The organism is Actinospica sp. (assembly GCF_035552695.1).
Lineage (GTDB): Bacteria > Actinomycetota > Actinomycetes > Streptomycetales > Catenulisporaceae > Actinospica.
On sequence record NZ_DASZKT010000229.1, the window covers coordinates 35685 to 56563 of the forward strand.

The window sequence follows — 20879 nt, forward strand, 5'->3', positions numbered from 1 at the left end:
GACGGACCGTCACGAAGGAGTGTCTATGACCACCGGAGCCGAACTGCTCGTGGACGCCTTCGGCCGGGTGCAGGAGGCCGTGCACGAGGTGGTTTCCGGCCTGACCGTCGAGCAGGTGCACGCGCGACTGGACCCGGAGGCGAACTCGATCGCCTGGCTGCTCTGGCATCTGACGCGGGTTCAGGACGACCACATCGCCGAGGCCGCGGGCCTGGACCAGGTGTGGCTGCGCGACGGTTTCGAGGAGCGGTTCGGGCTGCCGCTGGACCGCCGCGCGATCGGCTACGGCCACACCAGCGCCGAGGTCGCCGCGGTGCGTGTCGAGGACCCGAAACTGCTGCTCGACTACCACGACAGCGTGCACCAGCAGACCGTCGGCTACGTCGGGGGCCTGACCGACGCGGATTTCGACCGCGTCGTGGACCGCTCCTGGGACCCGGCGGTGACCCTCGCCGTGCGCCTGATCAGCGTCGTCGGCGACACGATGATGCACGTCGGGCAGGCCCAGTTCATCAGCGGCGTCCTCGATCGCCGCGGCTGACGACAGGCCTGCCGAGATGCCCGCCGAAACTCCCGGCGAAATCATGTCGTCACGATGCCGCTCTACGATGACCTCATGATCCCGCTCATTGATCTGAACCGCTGGCGTGCGGGCGACCGGGAGGCCGTGGCGGCCGAGACCGACGCGGCGTTGCAGGAGTCCGGGTTCCTGATGGTTTCCGGGCATGGCGTGAGCGTCGAACTGCGTGCCGAGGTGCGTGCGGCGGCGAAGCGGTTCTTCGCGCTGCCCGCCGAGCGGAAGCTGCCGTACACGGCGCCGGTCAGCGGGCGCGGATGGATTCCGATCGGCAAGGAGGCGAACGCCTTCTACGGGGTCGAGGCGGACGCGGCGCGGGCCGATCTCAAGGAGAGCTACACGATCGGGCGCGAACACCGCACGGGAGACCCGGCGTTGGACGAGGCCTGGTTCAAGCCGAACGTATGGCCGGACGAGGTGCCCGAACTCGCCGGGCTGTGTGCTGAGTACGCGCAGGCCGTTCGGGCGCTGAACGAGGAACTGCTGCGGATCTGCGCCGTGGCCCTCGGCCTGGACGAGGACTGGCTCGTCGTGCGCAGCCGCAACTCGCCCCACACCTTCAACGTCAACCGGTATCCGCCGCTCAGCGAGACCGGCGTGCCGCTCGACGGGCAGTTCCGGGTCGGGCCGCACACCGACTGGGGGATGCTCACGATCCTCGACCGGCAGGTCGGCTACGGCGGCCTGCAGATCCAGACGCTCGACGGAGCCTGGATCGACGCGCCGCATGTGGAGAACGCGTTCACCATCAACGTCGGCGACCTGCTGGAACGCTGGACGGGCAACCGCTGGCGCTCGACCCGGCACCGCGTGCTCCCGCCGCCGCGACAGTCGCCGGGCGAGGAGCTGATCTCGCTGATCGTGTTCCTGGAGGCGGACTTCGACCTCGAGATCACGACGCTGCCCGCGCCGATCAGCCGCCGGCAGGACTACCCGCCGGTGCGCACCGCCGACTTCTACCTCGAACGGTCAGAGGCCGCGACGGTCAACTGAACAAGGCGATCTTGCCGACGCTGGGCTAGTCTGAAGTCCCGGGGGACACAGGTGGTAATCACCAGGGATTGATTCAATGATGAAGAATCCATTCAGGCACCAGCATCACGACGCGCCCGGCGGCACGCTCGAGGCCCCACGCGTGCCCGACTCCCCGGCCGAGCTGATCGAGGGCGAGGGGCACTGGAAGCACCCGCGGCAGGACGTCGACCACGACTGTGCCCGCGACCCGGGCTCGGATCTCCGGGCCGACTGGGAGCTGGAGGGCGCGGCGGCCGAAGAGGTCCTCGACTCGGACTCCGGACGCAGGAAGCCGCCGCGCGCTCAGTAGTTCAACCCAGTAGATCAAACTCGGCGGCTCACCCAGAAGTTACCCAGAAGCCCGGACGATCAGCTGGGTGGCGAACACGGCCCGGCGCGGCGGCTGCGCCGCGGGCCGCTCCTCGCCGATCAGGCCGAGCAGTTCGTCCACGGCGCGGGCGCCGATCTCCTCCACCGGCTGCCGGACGGTGGTCAGCGGCGGACTGGTGTGCCGGGCGAGCGGGGCGTCGTCGAAACCGATGACCGCCACGTCGCCCGGCACCCGGCGGCCGGTCCTGCGCAACGCGCGCAGCACGCCGGTGGCCATCAGATCCGAGGTGGCGAAGACGGCGTCCACGTCCGGGCGGCGGTCGAGCAGCCGGTATACGGCATGCTCGGCGGACGCGGCGGAGAAGTCGCCGTACGCCACCAGATCCGCGCGGTGCGGCCCCGTCTCGGCCAGGGCCTTGCGATAGCCGCGCAGCCGGTCCAGGCCCACGGCCATGTCCGGCGGGCCCGCGATCGTGGCCACGGTCCGTCGTCCGGCGGACAGCGCGTGCCGGACCGCCGCCTCGGCACCGCCGATATTGTCCGCGTCCACGTACGAGGCGGCTTCGGCGTCGCGCACCGGCCTGCCCACGTACACCACCGGCACGCCGAGGCCGCGCACGTCCACCGGCATCTGGCCGTGCAGGCTCACGAACACCGCGCCGTCCACGTGGCCTTCGCGCAGAAAGCGTGCGCTGCGCCGGCACTCCGCCGCGGAACGCACGCTCAGCAGCACGAGCTGCACGTCCGCCACTGCCAGCGCGCCGCCGACGCCGTGCATCAGCCGGGCGAAGAAGGGGTCTGTGAACATGCGCAGGCTGTCCTCGAACACGACCAGCGCGATCGATCCGGCCTTGCGGCCCCCGCCCCCGGTGCGCGCGGCGCGGTTCCTGACGTATCCCAGTTCGCTGATGGCGCGTTCCACCTGACGCCGCGTCTCCGGCTTGACCTGGGCGGAACCGGTCAGCACGCGCGAGGCGGTGGCGGGGGAGACGCCGGCGAGCAGCGCGACGTCCTCGAGCCGGGCGCGGGCAGCCGGCGGGTGGGCAGCGGGCACGACGGCCTCCTCTTCCCTGCTCCCCCCGCCGGGTGGGTCCGGCGCGTAACAGGAATGTGGCACATTGGTCACACCCTGGCAAGAGTCCGGATACGGGCCGGTATCGGGCCCGTATCTCCAACTACGTGCCCAGCGTCCGCGCCGCCACCGGAACCGTCGCCGCGCGGTCGAGCGGCAGACCGCTGAGAAGCTCGCGCCGCGCCGCGGGCGGATGGATGAACGCCCCGGCCGGATCGCGCCGCAGCAGCAGTACCGCGCGGTCGTCGCCGCCGTCCGCCGCGACGGAACGCACCAGCCGCTCGCCGGCCGACGGCGAGAGCACCCACTCCTCTGTCAACAGCCGCTCGGCCGCGGCGAGCAGCCGCCGCGTACCCGCCTCCAGGCTCTGTCCTGGCCGCTCGATCAGGCCGTCAGTGAACAGCAGCAGCGCGTCGCCGGGCTCGAGTTCGCCCTCCGACGGCAGATACCGCTCGCCGGCCAGCAGGCCGAGCGCCGCGCCCCCGGCCCCCATCAGCTCCCAGCGCCGCTCCCGCTGCCGCCAGCGCGCGGCCGGGTGGTGACCGGCGTTGTAGACCTCGAACCTGCCCGTCTCAGGGTCCAGACTCGCGTGGATCGCGGTGGCGAAGTTCTCCTCCCAGCCGCGCAGTATCACGTAGTCGTTCGCGGCCTCGAGGAATCCGTCCGCCGGTATGGCGTCGAGCAGCGCGCACAGGGCGCCGGACAGCTGCAGCGCACGCCCGGCCGCGCGGCTGCCCTTGCCCGAGACGTCCACGAGCGCCACGTGCACGCCCGGGAACTCCGGCGCGCACGAGATCAGGAAGTCGCCGGAGAAGCGCGCGCCGCCCGCCGGAACGAGCGCGTGCGTCGAACTCCAGCCGGACAGGCCGTCGGCCGGTGCCGCGTCGGGCTGCAGCCGGTCCCGCAGCTCCAGCAGCAGCATCTCGGCCCGGTGGCCGCGCAGTCCGAGCCGCAGCCTTATCCGCGAGGTGAACAGCACAGTGAGCGCGAGCAGCACGACCACGATGGCGGTTCCGGCCGTCACGCCGCCCGGGTGACGCAGCGCCGCGTCGACTCCCATCGCGCCGAGCACGGCCGCGAACAGCAGCAGCTGCCGCGTCCGGCTGAGCAGCACGCCGCCGAGCAGTACGGGGAACACCAGCGAGGACGGCGGGTCCCACCGCGGCACCGCGATCGACCCCCAGGTCAGCACGGCCACTATCGCCACGAGCAGCCCCAACACCGGCTGCCCGGCCCGGGCATCGCCGTCCAGCAGCCGGTCGGTGAATCGGCCGAGACGACTCGCCGACCACCGCGCGGCCAGGCGTGGGCGAGCTCTCGGCATACGTGGCATCACGGTAAGTATATGGAACGAAGATCGATTCTGGCGATCTTCCCGCCACCGGCACGCCCCTGGACTGCGGAAATCCCCCGGAGCGAGTAATGCGCGCGGGTGGTCGGCCTACGTCGGCGGCTTGCGGTTCGCGGTCGCGAAGTGCGCTGCTCACGCCTCCGCCGCGACCGCCGCCTCCAGCTCCGAGACCGGGTTGGGGGCCGCCTGCGCCGGGACGACGGCCGCGCCTAGGGACCGCGCCTTCTCGGTCGCGCGGGCCGCCACGTCCTCGAACTCGGCGGCCAGCGCCAGCTCGGCCAGTGCGGTCCACCGCGCGGCGGCCCCCGGCGCGTCGCCGGAGCCGCGCTGTACGGCGACCAGCCAGCCGGTCGCGGCCTCCAGCTGGGCGAGCAGGGGGCGGCGGCGCGGGTCGTCGGGGGACGCCGCCTGTACCAGTTGCGCGAGTGTGTCCGCGCCCTCGGATGCCACGCGGTACGCGTCCGGCAGGAGTTCGGCGAGCACGGCCTCGGGCGCGGGTGTTGGATCGACGAGCAGCTCAACGCGCAGGATCTTGGCGTGCGCCTGGCGGGCGAGCAGCGCCGGGTCGGGGGTCGCCCACTCCCGTTCGGGCGGGGCCTCGCCGCGGGCGATCGCGTGCTGGGCCGAACGCTCCTGCCGCTCGGCGAGCGTCGCGAGCTCCTGCTCGATCGCCGTGCCGATCACGGCGACGGCCTCGTCCAGCATCGTCATCGCCGACTTCGGGGTGGTCGGCGCCAGCAGTTCGGCCGCATGCGACAGCGCGGCGAACTGGGGCTCCCAGGAGCCGAGCGTATTCGCGAGGTGGATCGCCTCGGTGTAGTCGTCGAAGGCCTGCTGAGCCTCGCCGAGGAACTGGAACGCCCGGCCGACGTCGTGCCAGATCCACGCGGCCGTCTCCCGGTTCCACTCCGGCAGCCTCGCCAGCAGGTCGTCGACCAGCGCCCGCGCCTCGTCCGGGCGGCCGAGCATGCGCAGGCAGACGAACCTGCCCGCGGTCGCCCGGCGCAGTACGAGCCGCGCGTCCCGCTTGCCCCAGCCCTCCTCGCCGAGCGCGCGGACCACCGGCTCGTACACGGCCAGCGCCAGGTCGTGACGCCCGGCCCGCAGGTGCGCGTCGCCGATCAGCGCCCGCGCGGCCGCCGCGCCGTCCTCGTCCTCGGCGGACAGCACCGCCGCCGCCTCGCGCGCCGCGAACAGCAGCTCCCCGTCCCGGTCGGTTTCGGCGCCGAGCTGCTCACGGATCGCCTGCGCCTGCAACAGCCGGAACCTGCCGACGTTCTTCGCGTTCAGGCCCGCGTTCAGCCGCACCGCCTCGACCGCGGCCGCCTCGGCGTCCTCGAACAGCTTCGCCTCGAACAGGTTCCCGCCGCGGCTGGCCTCGCGCTCGGCCTGCTCGTGGAACATCAGCGCGTCCCGATAGGCGTCCCGGGACTTCGCGAACCAGAAGTCGACCCGCGCCATCGAGTCCCGCACGAACTCGTGCGCCAGCCCGTACCGCGCGTACAGGTGGCTCATCCGCAGCCGGTAGAAGCCCCATGCGTCCAGCAGAGTCCCGAGCGGCGCGTGCGCGGTCTTCCGGGCCTTGTACAGGTCCATACCGGCGCTGAACTTCGCGTTCGTCCCGTCGGTGTCCCTGGCCTGGTTCGGGTCCGCGCCGAAGGTCACGATCTCGATCGTCGAGTTGAGCCGGAAGTCCTCGGCGATCACCTTCAGCATCGTCGGATCGTCCAGCCGGCCGGCCGCGTGCTCGGCCTGGGCGTGCGCGACCACGGTGTCCCGCTCGGCCAGCGCCGTCGCCTGATCCCCGGTCAGGTAGGCGCACATCGCGGCGAGAATGCGGTTGTATATGCCTTGATTCGCCAGGCCGGCCTGCTCCCACAGCTCGGCAGCGCGGATCCGCATGGTGCGCGCCGAGGCGTAGTCGCCGTCGCGCACGAGCACGTTCGAGCGGTACGCGGCCAGCCGCGCCTGGTCTGCAAGCGGGCGCGGCGTGCCGAGCGCGGCCACCCGGGCCCAGGCGCCGTCCGAGTGCGGATGCTCGAGGAAGTCCAGCACGCGCGCCTCGGCCAGCAGCGCGTCCTGCGCCGACCAGCCCTTCGGCAGGTCCTCCAGGTTCGGCGACGCGGCCCACGGCGCGGGCACCGGAGGCAGCACCGAGTCCCAGAACGGGTCGTTCTCGTCCTCCTCCGGCAGCTCGATCTTGTCCAGGATGTTCTCGCGGAACGATTCGAGCTGGCCCTCCAGCTCCTTGCGCGCCTCCGGGGTCGCCGCCGCGACGTACGCGCCGAGGCTCGCGTCCAGCCGGGCGCGCAGCCGCGCCGCGGTGGTCTCGCTCCGGTCGGCCAGCGTGATCGGCAGCGCGTCGTGCCCGCGCGCCGCAAGCAGGTGCAGGAACTGCAGCACGCGGCCCTGATACCAGAACACGTCGTCGTCCATCGGCGCCTCGAGCACTTCGACGTGGTCGTGGATGATGCGCAGGAACGCGGCCACGTCCCGGGCCCTCTCCGCGTAGATCATGTGCAGATCCAGGCTGCGCCACTCGTCCTTCGCCCGGCTCACCAGCGGATACCCGAGCCGGTGGTTGCGGCGCGCCGCCGAGTATCGGCCGAGCCGCGTCGAGAGGTGCGTCAGCTCGGCGTGCGCCTCCGCACGGTGGTCCTCGGCGCAACGCCGGTCCGCGAGGTCAAGCACCGAGCGCCAGAGTTCCGCGGCACGCTCGATGTCGTTGCCCGTGCTCTGATACCACTGCGCGGCGATCATCGGCCCGTTCGCGTCGCACCGCGCGCCGTAGTCCCCGGGTTCCGCGACCAATAGTTCGACCTGCTCCGTCGCGAGGTCGTTCTCGGCGCGCCGCCGGTGGTAGTAGTACCGCGACCGGTAGACGGCGCGCAGGCTGTAGCCGTACTTCCGGTAGAACGCCTCCATCACGTTGAACCGGACCAGCACCTCGCGTTCCGGCACATTCGGGTCCCCGGCCAGCGCGTTGATCGTCGGCCCGAAGGTGGTGCGCAGGTTGAACCGGACGTACGGGTCGATCTCCTCCTCGCGCGCGAGGAACTGCTCCCACGCCATGTCGAAGTACTCGATCATGCGTGGCTTGTCATTGGTTTCCATGTAGTCGTCGGAGACCCAGACCAGAACCTTGACGTGGAACGTGGGGTCGCCCGTAGTCGCCGCCGCCGCCGCGAGGGCCAGGTGCCCGTTGATCCGCTCGGGCCCGTACGGCAGTTCGTCGAGTTCGTCGAAGCGCGCCTTCAGCGCCTCCAGCTGCGTCGCCATGACCTCACGCCTCCCCGTCGCCCGCGTCGTACTCGTCGTACTCGTCGATCTGCACTGTCAGCTCCTTGACGAGTTCGGCGAAGCCCTCGTCGCCGGCCGTCTCCAACTCTTCGACCAGCCCGCGCAGCCGGTCCAGCGCCGAGCGCGGCGAGCCGAACCGCGCGACCTCAAGCTGCCCGAGGAACATCGCCGCGTCGACCAGCCGCCGATACAGGCCGAACGGCCGCCCGTCCGACTGCGCTTCCCGGAACTCAAGGCCCTGACGTAGCCCGGCATACGCGGCGGCCGCGTCCTGCAAGGCCTCCCGCCCCCGGTTTCGTGCCAGCTCCCCGCGCTGCAGGTGCGTCTCGGCCAGCTCGATCCGCAGCTCGCTGCGGTCCGGCTCCGGCTCGTCGTTCAGCCGCCGCACCAGCGCCGAACCCGCCTGGTCCATCAGCTCGATCGCGCGCGGGAGGTCAGCGCCCTGAATCAGCCAGGCCGCCGAGCGCAGGCTGCGCACCCGTATTCGCAGCCGGTCCGGATTGCCGCACGCCAGCTCCGCGACCCGCAGGAATGCCGCGTACGCCTGCTCCTCCTGCTCGCAGTCGCGCAGCGTGTAAGCGGTGTTGACGGCGACCTCGAAGCGGGCCCCGTCGTCCTCCCACGCCGTGAGCCGCTGCGCGAGCCGGTCGAGCAGGGCCAGGCCGTCCTTCTCCTCACCGACCTGCAGCAGCGCGCGTCCGTACTGCAGGCAGTGGTTGGCCAACTCCCGGCCGTGGTTCTGCGGATCCCAGTACTCGTCGTCATCGAGCTCTGCGAACGAACGCTGATACAGGTTCACGGCCCCGCTGCGCCGCCCGACGTACGCCAGCGCGTCGGCCGCCTGCAAGCGGGCCATCGCGGCCTCGGCATTGCGATCCTCCGCCGCGAACATCCCCGCGGACTCCAGCGCGGGCAGGATCGCCTCGGCCTCCCGGCCGTCCAGCTCCCACAGTGCGTTCGCCAAGGTCAGTGCCGCCGCGCCGCGCAGCCGCGAATCCACGCAGTCCATCACCGAGGCCCGCGCGTACCGCACCGCCGCCGCCTTGTCGCCCTCCGCCGCGACCAGCCGGGACAGGTTCATCTCGGCGCGCGCCGCGTACCACGGCGCCTTGGCCGCCACCGAGCGCTCGATCACCTGCCGCAGCGCGGTGCCGACCTCTTCCAGCTCGCCGGCCTGGTAGAGCATGTCGGTCAGCGCGTACAGATCCTCCATGCCGGAGACCTCGAGGTGCGCGGCCGCGGGCTCGGCGAACGGCGGCGGTTCCCGCGACGGCTCCCGCATCGTGCTGCGCGTCGGCAGGTCGAACGGCGCCAGCGAGTGCTGCCGCAGCCGACGGATCCGCAGCCGCGCCGCGTAGTGCGGCTCGCGCCCGGCCTCCTGCTCGGCCCGGGTGATGCGTACGGTGAGCGAGTCCAGCTCCGCGTCCACGAAGCCGCGCAGCACTCCGACGGTCAGCTCCTCGCCGGTCGGCATGTGCGCGCCGGGGGAGGGCGGCATCGGCACCGGCAGTTCCGCATGGCCGAGCGCCACGAGCCGGGCCAGCAGTACGCTCGCGCCGGTCAGGAACTCGGCCTGCGCGGCGTGCCCCGGCGCCGGCTCGGTCAGCCAGTCGGCGTGCTCGGCCAGCAGTTCGAGGCCGCGGTGCTCCGGGCCGGCGAGCGCGCAGAACTCCAGGTGCTCGCCGATCGCGGCACGAAAGCGCGGCTTGCGCCGGGATATCCGGTAGCCGTGCCGGTGGTGGTGGATCGCGTCGTCGATCCGGTCCTGGCGCACCAGCACCATCAGCGCCGCGCCGAGCACCCCGTGCGGCTGGTGTTCGCAGACCAGGTCCCCGGCCAGCACCGGCGCCCAGAGCTCGAGGGCCTGTTCGTCGTGGCGCAGCGCCGCGGCCTCGGCTCCCTCGGCATGCCGGGCGCAGGCCGCGCAGCCCGGATCCCGGCCCATCTCGGCTCCGAGCCAACTCTCGAACACGGCCAAGTCCCTCCCGCCTCAGTCCCCGTCGGTCCCCACAGCAGCGTTATGGCGGACCAAACTACCGCACGGGGACCCACAGTCCGCGTGCTCATCCGCCGGGCAACTGGACATGCTCCCCGGAGCGTCCAATAGAGTCGGAAAGCGGAACCCGGAGCAAGCAGGCGAGACGGACGAGGCGGTACAGGACAGATGGCGGACGCACCGGTCGAAGGTCGGGACCCCGAGCCCGAGACCGAGGAGCAGCGGCCCGCGCCGGAGGGCAAGGCCGAGCAGTCGCCGACCGCCGAGGCCGAGCCGACGCCCGAGGCCGCCGCCGAGGAGCCCGCGGCAGCGGAATCCGAGCCGGAGCCCGAGCCCGGGGATTCCGCGGCGGAGGCCGACGCCGAGGACGACGCCGCCGCGGTCGAGGACGAGGAGGCGCACGCGCCGGGCTTCGACGCCTTCGCGCCGAAGGTGAAGCCCGCGCCGATCCCGATCTCCGAGGCGCCCGAGGTCGAGCCAGAGGACGAGGACGACGAGGCGCGGCCCGCCGCGGAACCGCCGTCCGACGGCGGCGCGGATGCGGACGCGGACCACGACGAGAGCGTGGACGACCAGCTCACCCAGGTCGTCCGGCCCGTGACCGGGCACGACGAGGACTCGACCGACCCGGACGACGAGCACGGCGGCGGAGACGACGACCCCGACGAGGACGACGAGGACGGCCCGATCCCGCCGGCGCCGCCCGCGACCGAGGTCGAAGAGACGACGCTGATACCGAAGGTCACCGAGCCGCGCTCGGGCGACTCCACCACAGTCATGCCGCCGGTCTCCGCGCCGACGCCCGGCATGGCGCACCGGCCGTACACCTCAGCGCCCGTGGGCTACGGCGGCGGCCGCGCGGCGAGCGTCGGGTGGGGCGGGCCGCTGCCGCAGAACCCCGCCGGGCAGCCAGACGCGCAGCCGACGCAGGTCCAGCCCGCCGTCTCCGAGGACGACGCCCAGGCCACGCGGGTGCAGCCGGCCGTGCCCGGCATCGCTCCGCAGGGCGGCACGGCGCGCGGATACCGCCCGCCGGAGTTCCACAAAGTGGACCCGCAGCGCTCCCAGCTGCCCCCGCCGCAGAACTTCAAGCTGGACCGCCGCGAGCTCGACGCCCAGGCCGACGCCGCCGGCGCGAAGAAGCTCGGCCGCCGTGCCCTGCTCGCCGGCAGCGGCATCGCGGTGGCCGCGGCCGCCGGGCTGACCCTCGCCGGGGTCATCAAGCTGCCCGGCACCACGCAGAAGGTCCCCACCGTCGGCTTCGCCCCGGCCACCAACTCCGGCGCGTCCTCCGCCACGCAGACCGGCACCGCGTTCCTCACGGCCTGGCAGAACGGCGAGCTGGAGACCGCCGCGAACCTCACCGACAACCCGGCCGAGGCCCTGGCCGCGCTCACCGCGTACAAGAAGGACCTCGGCGTCGTCGGCCTGGTGCTCAACCCGAACGCGGCCAACAGCGTCGGCTGGATGACCTTCGCGATCACCACCCAGGCCGGAACGCCGATGGGCCAGTGGCAGTACCAGAGCGGCTTCGCGGCCTACTCGAAGCAGGTCGAGGGCTACACGCGCTGGTTCGTGCAGTGGACCCCCTCGATCCTCTACGCCTCGCTCAAGTCCGGCTACCAGCTGAAGATCAAGAAGACCCCGGCCTCGGTCAAGGGCGTGGTGGACCGCAACGGCACGCTGATCGACACGACCGCGCACCCGAGCCTGGCCGGTCTGGTGAACGTGCTGGTCAGCAAGGCGACCGTGACCGGCGCGACCGACGGCCAGCAGATCATCATGGTGGACGCCAAGGGCAACCAGGTCGCCACCGTCGCCACGCTGACCGACCCGATCAACAACGGCACGGTCGAGAGCACGCTCGACATGAACGTGCAGACGGCCGCCGAAGCCGCGGTCACCTTCAAGCCGAACAGCGCGCTCGTGGCCATCCAGCCGTCCACCGGGCACATCCTGGCGATCGCGAACCACACCACCAGCCAGTACTACGACAACGCGCTGCTGACCCGCGTCGCCCCCGGCTCGACGTTCAAGATCATCACCTCGACGGCGCTGCTGAACGCCGGCGTGGTCACCCTCTCCACGGACGCGCCGTGCCCGACGACCCTGACGATCGAGACCGTCGTGCTGCACAACTCGGAGGGCGAGGGCGGCGACTACACCTACTCCGAGGACTTCGCGCGGTCCTGCAACAACGCGTTCTCCAACTTCTACAGCAATTCCAAGGTGACCCAGAACCTGCTGTCCGATACCGCGAAGAACTACTTCGGACTGAATCAGAAGTGGGATATCGGCGTCGGCGACTCGGCGCAGTACATGACCGTGCCGGGCAACCTGAGCGGCGCGGGCCTCGCGGAGTCGCTGGTCGGCCAGGCAGACGTGGTCGCCTGCCCGCTGGCGATGTGTTCCGTGGCCGCGACGGTGGCCAGCGGCACCTTCAAGCAGCCGATCGTGGTGCCCAAGCAGACGCAGATCACCGGCACGCCGCTGCCGTCCTCGACGCAGGCGTCGCTGAGGACGATGATGTCGGAGGTGATCGACACCAGCATCGGCACTGCGGCGGGTGTCGGCTTCCCGAGCAACGGCCACTTCTTCGGCAAGACCGGTACGGCGGAGGTCGGCAGCGGTGCCAGCCAGTACAACAACAGCTGGTTCGTCGTGTTCAACGACCAGCACGACATCGCGCTGTGCGCCCTCGGCATCGACGGCAGCTACGGTGCGACGACCGCCGCGCCCGAGTGCCTGACCGTGTTCAAGAAGCTCGGCTACGCCTGAGGCCCGAACCCGAGGTCTGAAAACGCGTCGAAGGGGGCCCGCGATCCGCGTGGCCCCCTTCGCATCGATCGCTCCGTCTCAGGCCGCTGCGAACGCCTGCCGCGCCACGCCCAGGCCGTCGATCTCCAGCTCCACCACGTCGCCCGCCCGCAGGTACGGCTTGTCCGCCCGGCCCAGCGCGACGCCCGCCGGAGTGCCGGTGTTGATCACGTCACCCGGCTCCAGCAGCATGTACCGGCTCAGGTACCAGACCACGTATCCGACGTCGAAGATCAGGTTCGAGGTGTTGCCGTCCTGGCGCCGCTCGCCGTTCACCGACAGCCGCAGCCCCAGTTTGCCCGGGTCGCCGGCCTCGTCCGGGGTGACCAGCCACGGGCCGAGCGGGTTGAAGGTCTCGCAGCTCTTGCCGAGGTCCCACTGGTTCGAGTACTCGATCTGGAACTCGCGCTCGGACACGTCGTTGCTGATCGCGTAGCCGGCCACGTGCTCGAGCGCCGCCTCCGGGCTCTCCAGGTAGCGCGCCTCGCGGCCGATCACGATCGCGAGCTCGACCTCGTAGTCCGTCTTCGTCGAGTCGCGCGGGATCAGCACCGTGTCGTTCGGGCCGACGACCGTGTACGAGGCCTTCAGGAAGACGACCGGCCGCTCCGGGATCTTCGCCCCGGTCTCCTCGGCGTGGTCGCGGTAGTTCAGGCCGATGCACACGACCTTCCCTGGCCGGGCCACCGGAGCGCCGATCCGCAGCCCCGCGGCGTTCGGAATCTCCGGCAGCGTCCCGGCGGCCAGCGCGGCGCGCACCCGCTGCACGCCGTCCCCGGCCAGGAAGGCCCCGTCCACGTCCGCGGTCAGCTCCGAGATGTCCAGGATCCGGCCGTCGTCCGAACGCACCGCGGGAACCTCACGGCCGGGCGCGCCTACTCGCAGCAGTTTCATGCCGCGAGCCTAGGGGCCGAGCGGCGCGTATCGCAAGAAGTCATCCGACGTCTTGCGGCTCGCGCTCCAGCAGCAGCATGCCGTCGTCCGCATCGTAGTCGAACAATTCGGCATAGCGGCCCCAGTCGATCGCCGTGTCGAGCTGCCGACGCGCGTCCTCGGCGGAGAATCCGCGGCGCAGCAGGTCCAGGAAGAAGCCCTCGCGCAGGTCGCCGTCCGCGCTCGCCCGCAGCGCCTGCACGATCGCGCGCACCAGCGGCGCCCGCTTGGCCGCGAGCCGCGCGAAGACCTCCTTGCTGGTCTGGATGTCCGCCTGGACGTATTCGCGGCCCGCGTCGGTCAGCTCGATCCGCGGCCCCCTGACCTTGGCAAGCCGCAGCAGCGTCACGCCGTCGACCAGCGGCAGCAGGTCGTCGATCTCGAAGTTGAGGTCGTCGGCGATCTCCGCGAGACCGTCCTCGCCGCCGCGCGCGAGCAGGATCTCGAGCAGACCGGCCATCCCGCCGACCGAGACCGCGGGCAGCGGCACCTCGGTGGGGGACTTCGGGGCCTTGCGCGGCTTGCCGTCGCCGTTCGCCTCCGGGGTCGCGGGCGACGGTTCCCCGTGCTCCTCCGTCTCCGCCTCGGCCTCCTCGCGCCCGGTCAGGATGCCGTAGACCTGGTCCACCAGGGCCTCGAACTCGGGGCTGCGCCGGTCTCTGGGCCGGGGCTGATCCACCGTCAGCTCGGCCATGATCCGGCCGGGATTCGAGGACAGCACCATGATCCGGTCGGCCAGCAGCACGGCCTCCTCGATGTTGTGCGTGACGATCAGCAGCGACTGCGTCGGCGAGCCGGCGGACGGGTCCTGCGAGTCCCACAGCCGGACGATCTCGCTGCGCAGGTTCTCCGCCGTCAGCACGTCGAGGGCGGAGAACGGCTCGTCCATCAGCAGCGCGTCCGGCTCGAGCACGAGCGCCCTGGCGAAGCCGACGCGCTGGCGCATGCCGCCCGACAGCTCCTTCGGGTACGCGGCCTCGAAGCCGTCGAGCCCGATGACGTCGATCGCCTTCAGCGCCCGCTCGCGCCGCTCGTCCGCCGGCACGCCGCGCGCCTGCAGGCCCAGCTCCACGTTCTGCTGCACGGTCAGCCAGGGCAGCAGCGCGAAGCTCTGGAAGACCATCGCCACGCCCGGGTTGGCGCCGTTGAGCTGCGTGCCCTTGTACGCGACCGTGCCCGAGGACGGCGAGATCAGCCCGGCGATGCAGCGCAGCAGCGTGGACTTGCCGGAGCCCGACTTGCCGAGCAGCGCGACGATCTCGCCGGGGTAGAGCCGGAAGTCGATGCCGTCGAGCACCGGCAGCAGCCCGCCGTCCGGGGTGGGGAAGGTCTTGGTGACCCCGTCCACCGTGATGATCGGGGTGGGGGCCGCCGGCTCCGCCATGTCCGAAGCCTCCCTCGTCGCCGTCACTGCGAGAACCGCCGTTCCGCCAGGTGGTAGAGCCGTCGCCAGAAGAACCGGTTGACCAGCACCACGAAGATCGACATCACGATCACCCCGACGATGACGTTCGCGGTGTGCCCGGCGTTCGAGGCCTGCGTGATGTACGCGCCGAGGCCGCGCGCGGCGATCTGCCTGTGGTTGTAGGTCACGAACTCGGCCACGATCGAGGCGTTCCAGGCGCCGCCCGCCGCCGTGATCGCCCCGGTCACGTAGGCCGGGAAGATCGCGGGCAGGATCAGCACCTTCCAGCGCAGCAGGCCGCGCACCCCCATCACCCGCATCGACTCGCGCAGGTCGTTGGGGACCGTCGAGGCGCCCGCGATCACGTTGAACAGGATGTACCACTGCGCGCCCATCGCCATCAGCACGACGCCGCCGAAGTCCAGGCTGATGCCGAGCGCGATGAACAGCGCCATCAGGAACGGGTAGAGGAAGTTGGCCGGGAACGACGCGGCGACCTGCACTATCGGCTGCGCGAGCCGGGAGACGCGCGGGTTCATCCCGATCCACACGCCCACCGGCACCCAGATCAGCGTGCTGACGATGAGCACGACCGTGACCCGCGCGAAGGTCAGCGCGCCGTCGGCGAACGCGGTGCCGAACTGCCCGAAGCCGACCGAGCGGTGGATGTACGCCAGCGCCTCCCAGACCCCGAACACCACGGCGAGGACGACCAGCGTCGCGAACACGACGTCGCCGGTCCGCTGGCGCAGCACCGGTTTGCGCAGCGGATGCTCGGCGAGGCCGAACGGGCGAGTGGCGTTGTCCAGCACGCGCCCGAACGGGTGCATCGGCCGGGCCACCCACTCGTTGATCTGCGAGCGGCGGATCAGGTCGAGGACCACGCTGCGCGGCCTGTCGGCGGAGGCCGAGTCGCCCATCCGGAAGCGCTCGGCCCACGCCACCAGGGGCCGCCAGAACAGGAAGTTGACCCCGATCACCAGGATGATCATCGCGGCGATCGCCCAGCCGATCGCGCCCAGGTTGTCCCGCGCGGAGGCCGTGGCCACGTAGCTGCCCATGCCCGGCAGCACATACGAGTCGCCGTTGACGGTGATCGCCTCGGAGGCGGTGAGGAAGAACCAGGCCCCGCCGAAGGACATCATCCCGTTCCAGATCATCGGGATCATCCCGCTGGGCACGTCCAGCTGCCAGAACCGCTCCCACTTCGTCAGCCGCAGCACCCGGGCCGCCTCGTCCAGCTCGCGCGGCTGGCCGACCAGCGAGGCGTGGAAGGCGAAGGTGATGTTCCAGGCCATCGCGGTGAAGATGGCGAAGATCGACGCGAACTCCAGACCGAGCTCGGAGCCGGGGAACAGCGCCACGAACGTGCTCGCGATGACGGTCAGGAAGCCGAGCACCGGCACGGACTGCAGGATGTCCAGGATCGGCAGCAGGATCCTCTCCGCGCGCGGCAGCCGGGCGGCGGCGGTGGCGTAGACGAACGTGAACAGCACCGAGAGCGCGAGCCCGATGAACATCCGCAGCAGCGAGCGCACGGCGTAGTACGGGATCTCCGCCGGGTCGAGGGAGACGGTCGCCGGCGCGGTCTTCGGATGGAAGGGGCTGTTCAGCGACGGCACCAGCTCGAGCAGCCCGAACGCCAGCGCGAAGAAGGCCAGCAGCACGAGCACGTCCGCCGGCCGCACGGCCCGCAGCCGCCAGGCCCCGCTTGTGGGGAACACGCGTGGCGCTGCCAACTCTGACCCTCCTTCAGCCGATCTTCATCCTGCCAGGAGAGATATACCGGCGGTTCGGGTAAATGGTCCAATGGCCGCACCGTTGGACTGTGTATAACGGGTGAACTTTGCGTAGGCACGCGGCGAGCGGACCCGCGTGGGTGAACAGATACCCTCGTGACGTGCCACAACTGATTCGCATCACCGACCCCGAGGACCCGCGGCTGTCCGACTACGTGGGCCTGACCGACATGGAGCTGCGCAAGCGCGCCGAGCCGGAGCAGGGCCTGTTCATCGCGGAGGGCGACAAGGTGATTCAGCGTGCGGTGGCCGCCGGCCACCCGATGCGCTCGATGCTGCTGTCGGACAAGTGGCTGCCGTTGATGACCCCGGTCCTCGAGGAGACCGGCGCCGCGGCCTATGTCGGCTCGCCCGAATTGCTGGAAGAGGTCACCGGCTTCCACGTGCACCGCGGCGCGCTGGCCGCCATGCAGCGCAAGCCGCTGCCCGAGCCGACGGCGGTGCTCGACGGCGCACGGCGAATCGTCGTCCTCGAAGGCGTCAACAACCACACCAACGTCGGCGCGATCTTCCGCGGCGCCGCGGCCCTCGGCATGGACGCCGTACTGCTGGCCCCCGACTGCGCCGATCCGCTCTACCGCCGTTCCGTGCGCGTCTCCATGGGGACCGTCTTCGCGATCCCGTGGACCAGGCTCGAGCCCTGGCCGCAGGCACTGAGCCTGCTCGCCGGGCACGGCTACCGCCGCATCGCGCTCACCCCCGCGCCGGAGGCCGTGGATCTGCGCGGACTACGCCTGGAGAAGACCGAGAAGGCCGCGCTGTTCCTCGGCTCGGAGGGCGACGGCCTGAGCGCCCGCGCGTTCGCCGCCTGCGATCTCAAAGTGCGTATCCCGATGGCCGAGGGCGTCGACTCGCTCAACGTCGCCGCCGCGGCCGCCGTGGCGTGCTACGCGCTGGCCGACTGATCCTCCGTTCGCCGCTCACCGGGTGCGCTCCCGTGCTCGCGCCGCGAGAGTTGATCCATGCGCAGCGGCTCGGGCGAACTGAGGGGCGTTCGGGCCATCGGCGAACGGCTGTACCGGCGCCGCCGCCTCGTCGTGCTGATCGCCGCGGTACTGCTGTTGCCAGTACTCTGCGGCGGCGGAATCCTGATGTACCTGTCCGAGCGCAGCGTGCAGAACGTCGGCGCGGCCATCGGCGACTCGTCCCAGGCCAACCGGATCGAACTGTACGTCACCGCGCAGCAGGTCAACGCCGCACAACAGCGCCTTCAGCTGCGCGTCGAGGTCATCCCGCACGGCACGCTCGCCGGCGCCGGTCTCGACGTCCCCGCGAAGTACCTGGCGCTGTACACGAGTTCTCCGACGAAGGCTCAGGTCGACTTCCCGGCCGGACGCCCCGCACCCGCCCAGGACCTCGACGTGAGTCTGTACGGCGGCACGGTCTCGGACTATCCGTTCGACGGCTACGACGCGCAGATCGCCTTCGCCGCGAGCGTGGACGGCCAGTCCGTGCCGGTCTCGATGACCTTCGGCGACATCGATCCCTTCTTCCACATCGCCGCCGTATCCGGCACCTACGAGAACGCGACCGCCGATCTGACCGTGCACGTCTTCCGCGCCCAGGGCACGAAGTTCCTCGCCGGCTTCATGATGATCGTGATGTGGGCGCTGGCTCTGTCCGTCCTCGTCGGCGCCTGGATCCTCGTCTCCAGGCGGCGCGGCCTCGTCTGGCCCGCCCTCGGCTGGATGGCCGCCACCCTCTTCGCCCTCGCCGGCCTGCGCAACACCGCCCCCGGCGGCCCGCCGATCGGCTGCGTCCTCGACTACGCCGCCTTCTTCTGGTCCGAGATCCTCACGGCGTTCGGCGTGGTGATGGTCACCGTGTTGGGCGCGCTGACGGAACGTCGAAACGAGCCGTTAGCTGAGCCTCGCGCCTGATTCGGGTGCGGCTGCCAGCGGCGCGGTCAGTGTGCTGAGGTCCTCGAAGGAATCGCCCAGCAGCATGCCGAAGTCCTGGCCCGGATCGGCCCACCAGGCGGCCGCGGCGTGGCTGAAGGCGGCCATGCCGATCTGGGCTGCCAGCGCGGCGGTCGGCGCTGAGACACCCCGGTCGCGAAGAGCCGTGGCCAGGGCCTCGATGATGCCGGCCGTCTTCGCCTGCTGGCGCTCGCGAAGTGCCGGGGTGACGGCGACGATGCGGCGCAGCGGCTCGGAGAGGCGACGATTGCCCTCGAGAAGCGGCACGGCCGCACGGAAGGATCGCAGCAGCGTGGGAAGCGGCTCAAGCGTCGCGGGGGCCTCGGCGATGGCGGCGACCAAGATGTCGCGCAGACCGGTCTCACCGTCGAAGAGGACCTCGCGCTTGTCGGCGAAGTGCCGGTAGAACGTGCGCTCGGTGACGCCCGCCCGCGCCGCGATCTCCGCGATGGTGACCTGGTCGAAGCCGTGCCGCTCGTAGAGGTCGATCGCTGCTTGCTGGAGGCGCAGGCGCGCCGGACGTCCATCGCGAGGCATCGCACCAGTATAGGCGTAGCGACAGTCTCTGACGCTACGTGCTAGCCTGAAGTGGTAGTGACAGTCTCTGTCACTACGTCTGCCGTCATTCCTTCAGGAGGCCGTCATGCCGATGAACGCCGTTCGCTTCCACGAGTTCGGAGAGGCAGCCGACGTGCTGCGGATGGACCAGGCCGACGTGCCGGATCCCGCCGCCGATCGCATTCGCGTGCGGGTACATGCGTGCGGGCTGAACCCGGCCGACTGGGCCCTGTGCCGGGGCCTTTTTCCCGGCAAGCTGCCGCGCGGCATCGGCCTCGAGGTCTCGGGCACGGTCGACGCGGTCGGTGCGGACGTCACTGACGTCGCCGTCGGGGACCTCGTCTTCGGAAGCGCCGACTACGCCGGTGGGCACAGTGCCGGTGCCGCCGATTTCGCGATCATGACCAATTGGGCTCGGATCCCCGAAGGGCTCGACCCGGTCCAGGCTGCCGCGCTGCCGCTGGTGCTGGAGACCTCGTATCGAAGCCTCGACGGTCTCGGCGTCACGGCCGACCACACGCTGCTCGTGCACGGCGCCGGAACGATGGTCGGATTCGCCGCCGTGCAGATCGCGCTGATCCGCGGCGCGCGCGTGTTCGCGGCCGCGGGGGACACCTACGCCGAACGCCTCCGCGCACTGGGCGCGACGGTGACGTCCTACGGAGAGGGCATGGTCGAGCGGGTCGAGCAGGCCGTCGGCGGCCCGGTCGACCTGGTCCTCGACACCGCTCCGGCCAGCGACGCGCTGCCCGGTCTCGTCCGGATCGCGGGTGGTGATCCGCGCCGCGTGCTCACGGTCAGCGATCCCGCCGCCGCGTCACGACTCGGAGTCCGCACCAGCTTCGACGAGGACCAGCCCAGGACGTTGCGCTACGACCTGCTCGGCGAGTACGCCCGGCGCGCCGCCGACGGCAGGTTCACCATCCCGATCGCCCGCACCTTCCCGCTCGCGGACTGGCGCACGGCGCTCGAGATCAGCGCGGGCGGCCACGCCAGGGGCAAGCTCATCCTGCTGCCCTGACGCGCGGTCGAATCGGGTCGTCGAATCAGCGCCCCAAGCGGGACCTGAATCAGGCCCCGACGGCGGCCAGCCGCTCGGCGCGGAGCTTCTCGTGCCAGACGTCTTCGGCCTTCGTCGGGGCCGGGTCGCCGTCGACCCAGCCGAGGAGCAGGTCGGCGAGTCCGGGGTTGCGGGCGAGGACCGGCCCGTGCAGGTAGGTGCCGACGATCCGGCCCGCGTGCGCGCCGTCCACGCCGGTGCCCGCGCCGTTGCCGTTCCCGCTGCGGACCGTGGCCAGCGGCTTCGCGTCCGCGCCTACCGTCGTGGTGCCCATGTGGTTCTCGAAGCCGGTCAGCCTCGGCAGCGGCCTGCCGCCGACGGTGAGCGCCGGGTCCGGCTGCGAGACGACCTCGCCGACGCAGCGGACCGTGCCGCGGCTCGAGGTGACATCGAGCAGGCCGAGGCCGGGGAGCGTGCCCTGCTCCTCGTCGTAGAACGAGTGCCCGAGCAGCTGGAAACCCGCGCAGACGGAGAGCACCGCGGCGCCGCCCTCGACCGCGCGCTGCAGGCCGTCGTCCTTGCGCAGCCGCTCGGCCGCGAGGCGCTGCGGACGGTCCTCGCCGCCGCCGATCAGGTAGATGTCGCCCTGCACCGGCAACGGCTGGTCACTGCGCACGTTCAGCTGCTCGACCGCGTGCCCGCGCAGCCGCGCCCGGTACGACATGATCAGAGCGTTGCCCTGGTCCCCGTAGGTGGAAAGCAGGTCCGGGTAGATCCAGACGATGCGCAGCGCGCTCTGTCCGGCCAT

At 71.3% G+C, this 20879-nt stretch carries 16 protein-coding genes; 7 read left to right on the forward strand and 9 right to left on the reverse strand.

Going from position 1 to position 20879, the window contains the following annotated elements; all coding sequences use genetic code 11:
• Window positions 1–25: 25 nt before the first annotated feature.
• From VG296_RS26120 to VG296_RS26130, 3 genes are all read left to right on the forward strand, one after another.
• Window positions 26–541 (forward strand): mycothiol transferase, encoded by a 516-nt coding sequence (locus tag VG296_RS26120; protein ID WP_325570183.1) that lies wholly within the window; start codon window positions 26–28, stop codon window positions 539–541.
• Between the two features lie 75 nt (window positions 542–616).
• Complete coding sequence (locus VG296_RS26125) at window positions 617–1570, forward strand: isopenicillin N synthase family dioxygenase (RefSeq protein ID WP_325570184.1); 954 nt, start codon at window positions 617–619, stop codon at window positions 1568–1570.
• Between the two features lie 76 nt (window positions 1571–1646).
• Window positions 1647–1901: a hypothetical protein gene (locus VG296_RS26130; RefSeq protein WP_325570186.1), complete on the forward strand. Its 255-nt coding sequence runs from the start codon at window positions 1647–1649 to the stop codon at window positions 1899–1901.
• Between the two features lie 39 nt (window positions 1902–1940).
• Here the strand turns inward: VG296_RS26130 and VG296_RS26135 are convergent, their stop codons facing one another.
• The 4 genes from VG296_RS26135 to VG296_RS26150 all read right to left on the reverse strand — a co-directional run bounded on the left by VG296_RS26135 (window position 1941) and on the right by VG296_RS26150 (window position 9616).
• On the reverse strand, window positions 1941–2975 hold the full coding sequence (locus VG296_RS26135) for a LacI family DNA-binding transcriptional regulator (protein WP_325570188.1): 1035 nt from the start codon (window positions 2973–2975) through the stop codon (window positions 1941–1943).
• A 121-nt stretch (window positions 2976–3096) separates the two neighbouring features.
• Entirely contained in the window at window positions 3097–4326 is a 1230-nt protein-coding gene (locus tag VG296_RS26140; protein WP_325570190.1) for a PP2C family protein-serine/threonine phosphatase, read from the reverse strand.
• Window positions 4327–4476: 150 nt separating this feature from the next.
• Window positions 4477–7623, reverse strand: coding sequence for a hypothetical protein (locus tag VG296_RS26145; protein WP_325570192.1), 3147 nt, complete (start codon window positions 7621–7623; stop codon window positions 4477–4479).
• Between the two features lie 4 nt (window positions 7624–7627).
• The gene (locus VG296_RS26150; RefSeq protein WP_325570194.1) at window positions 7628–9616 is read right to left on the reverse strand and encodes a hypothetical protein; all 1989 of its coding nucleotides are present in this window, start codon (window positions 9614–9616) and stop codon (window positions 7628–7630) included.
• A 192-nt stretch (window positions 9617–9808) separates the two neighbouring features.
• On the opposite strand from VG296_RS26150, the gene VG296_RS26155 reads away from it, so the two are divergent.
• A complete protein-coding gene (locus VG296_RS26155) occupies window positions 9809–12418 on the forward strand; it encodes a penicillin-binding transpeptidase domain-containing protein (RefSeq protein WP_325570196.1) in 2610 nt (869 codons plus the stop codon).
• Window positions 12419–12496: 78 nt separating this feature from the next.
• Here VG296_RS26155 and VG296_RS26160 read toward each other — a convergent pair whose 3' ends face one another.
• The 3 genes from VG296_RS26160 to VG296_RS26170 are packed head-to-tail and all read right to left on the reverse strand — an operon-like array spanning window position 12497 to window position 16534.
• Window positions 12497–13351, reverse strand: a complete 855-nt coding sequence (locus VG296_RS26160) for a fumarylacetoacetate hydrolase family protein (RefSeq protein WP_325570198.1) — start codon at window positions 13349–13351, stop codon at window positions 12497–12499.
• 40 nt (window positions 13352–13391) lie between these two features.
• Complete coding sequence (locus tag VG296_RS26165) at window positions 13392–14774, reverse strand: nitrate/sulfonate/bicarbonate ABC transporter ATP-binding protein (protein ID WP_325570200.1); 1383 nt, start codon at window positions 14772–14774, stop codon at window positions 13392–13394.
• A 23-nt stretch (window positions 14775–14797) separates the two neighbouring features.
• Window positions 14798–16534 (reverse strand): ABC transporter permease, encoded by a 1737-nt coding sequence (locus tag VG296_RS26170; protein ID WP_325570202.1) that lies wholly within the window; start codon window positions 16532–16534, stop codon window positions 14798–14800.
• A 161-nt stretch (window positions 16535–16695) separates the two neighbouring features.
• Between VG296_RS26170 and VG296_RS26175 the strand changes: the two genes are divergently transcribed.
• Together VG296_RS26175 and VG296_RS26180 are read left to right on the forward strand one after the other, a co-directional pair.
• On the forward strand, window positions 16696–17499 hold the full coding sequence (locus VG296_RS26175) for an RNA methyltransferase (RefSeq protein WP_325570204.1): 804 nt from the start codon (window positions 16696–16698) through the stop codon (window positions 17497–17499).
• Between the two features lie 57 nt (window positions 17500–17556).
• Window positions 17557–18474, forward strand: a complete 918-nt coding sequence (locus VG296_RS26180) for a DUF4436 family protein (RefSeq protein WP_325570206.1) — start codon at window positions 17557–17559, stop codon at window positions 18472–18474.
• Here VG296_RS26180 and VG296_RS26185 read toward each other — a convergent pair.
• Window positions 18454–19050: a TetR/AcrR family transcriptional regulator gene (locus VG296_RS26185; RefSeq protein WP_325570208.1), complete on the reverse strand. Its 597-nt coding sequence runs from the start codon at window positions 19048–19050 to the stop codon at window positions 18454–18456. The genes VG296_RS26180 and VG296_RS26185 overlap by 21 nt on opposite strands.
• A 112-nt stretch (window positions 19051–19162) precedes the next feature.
• Here VG296_RS26185 and VG296_RS26190 point away from each other — a divergent pair, with 112 nt between their 5' ends.
• Window positions 19163–20092 carry an NADP-dependent oxidoreductase gene (locus VG296_RS26190; protein ID WP_349259692.1) on the forward strand — a complete coding sequence of 310 codons (930 nt, stop codon included), beginning with the start codon at window positions 19163–19165 and terminating at the stop codon, window positions 20090–20092.
• Between the two features lie 49 nt (window positions 20093–20141).
• Here the strand turns inward: VG296_RS26190 and VG296_RS26195 are convergent, their stop codons facing one another.
• On the reverse strand, window positions 20142–20879 hold the full coding sequence (locus VG296_RS26195) for a glutamine amidotransferase (protein WP_325570214.1): 738 nt from the start codon (window positions 20877–20879) through the stop codon (window positions 20142–20144).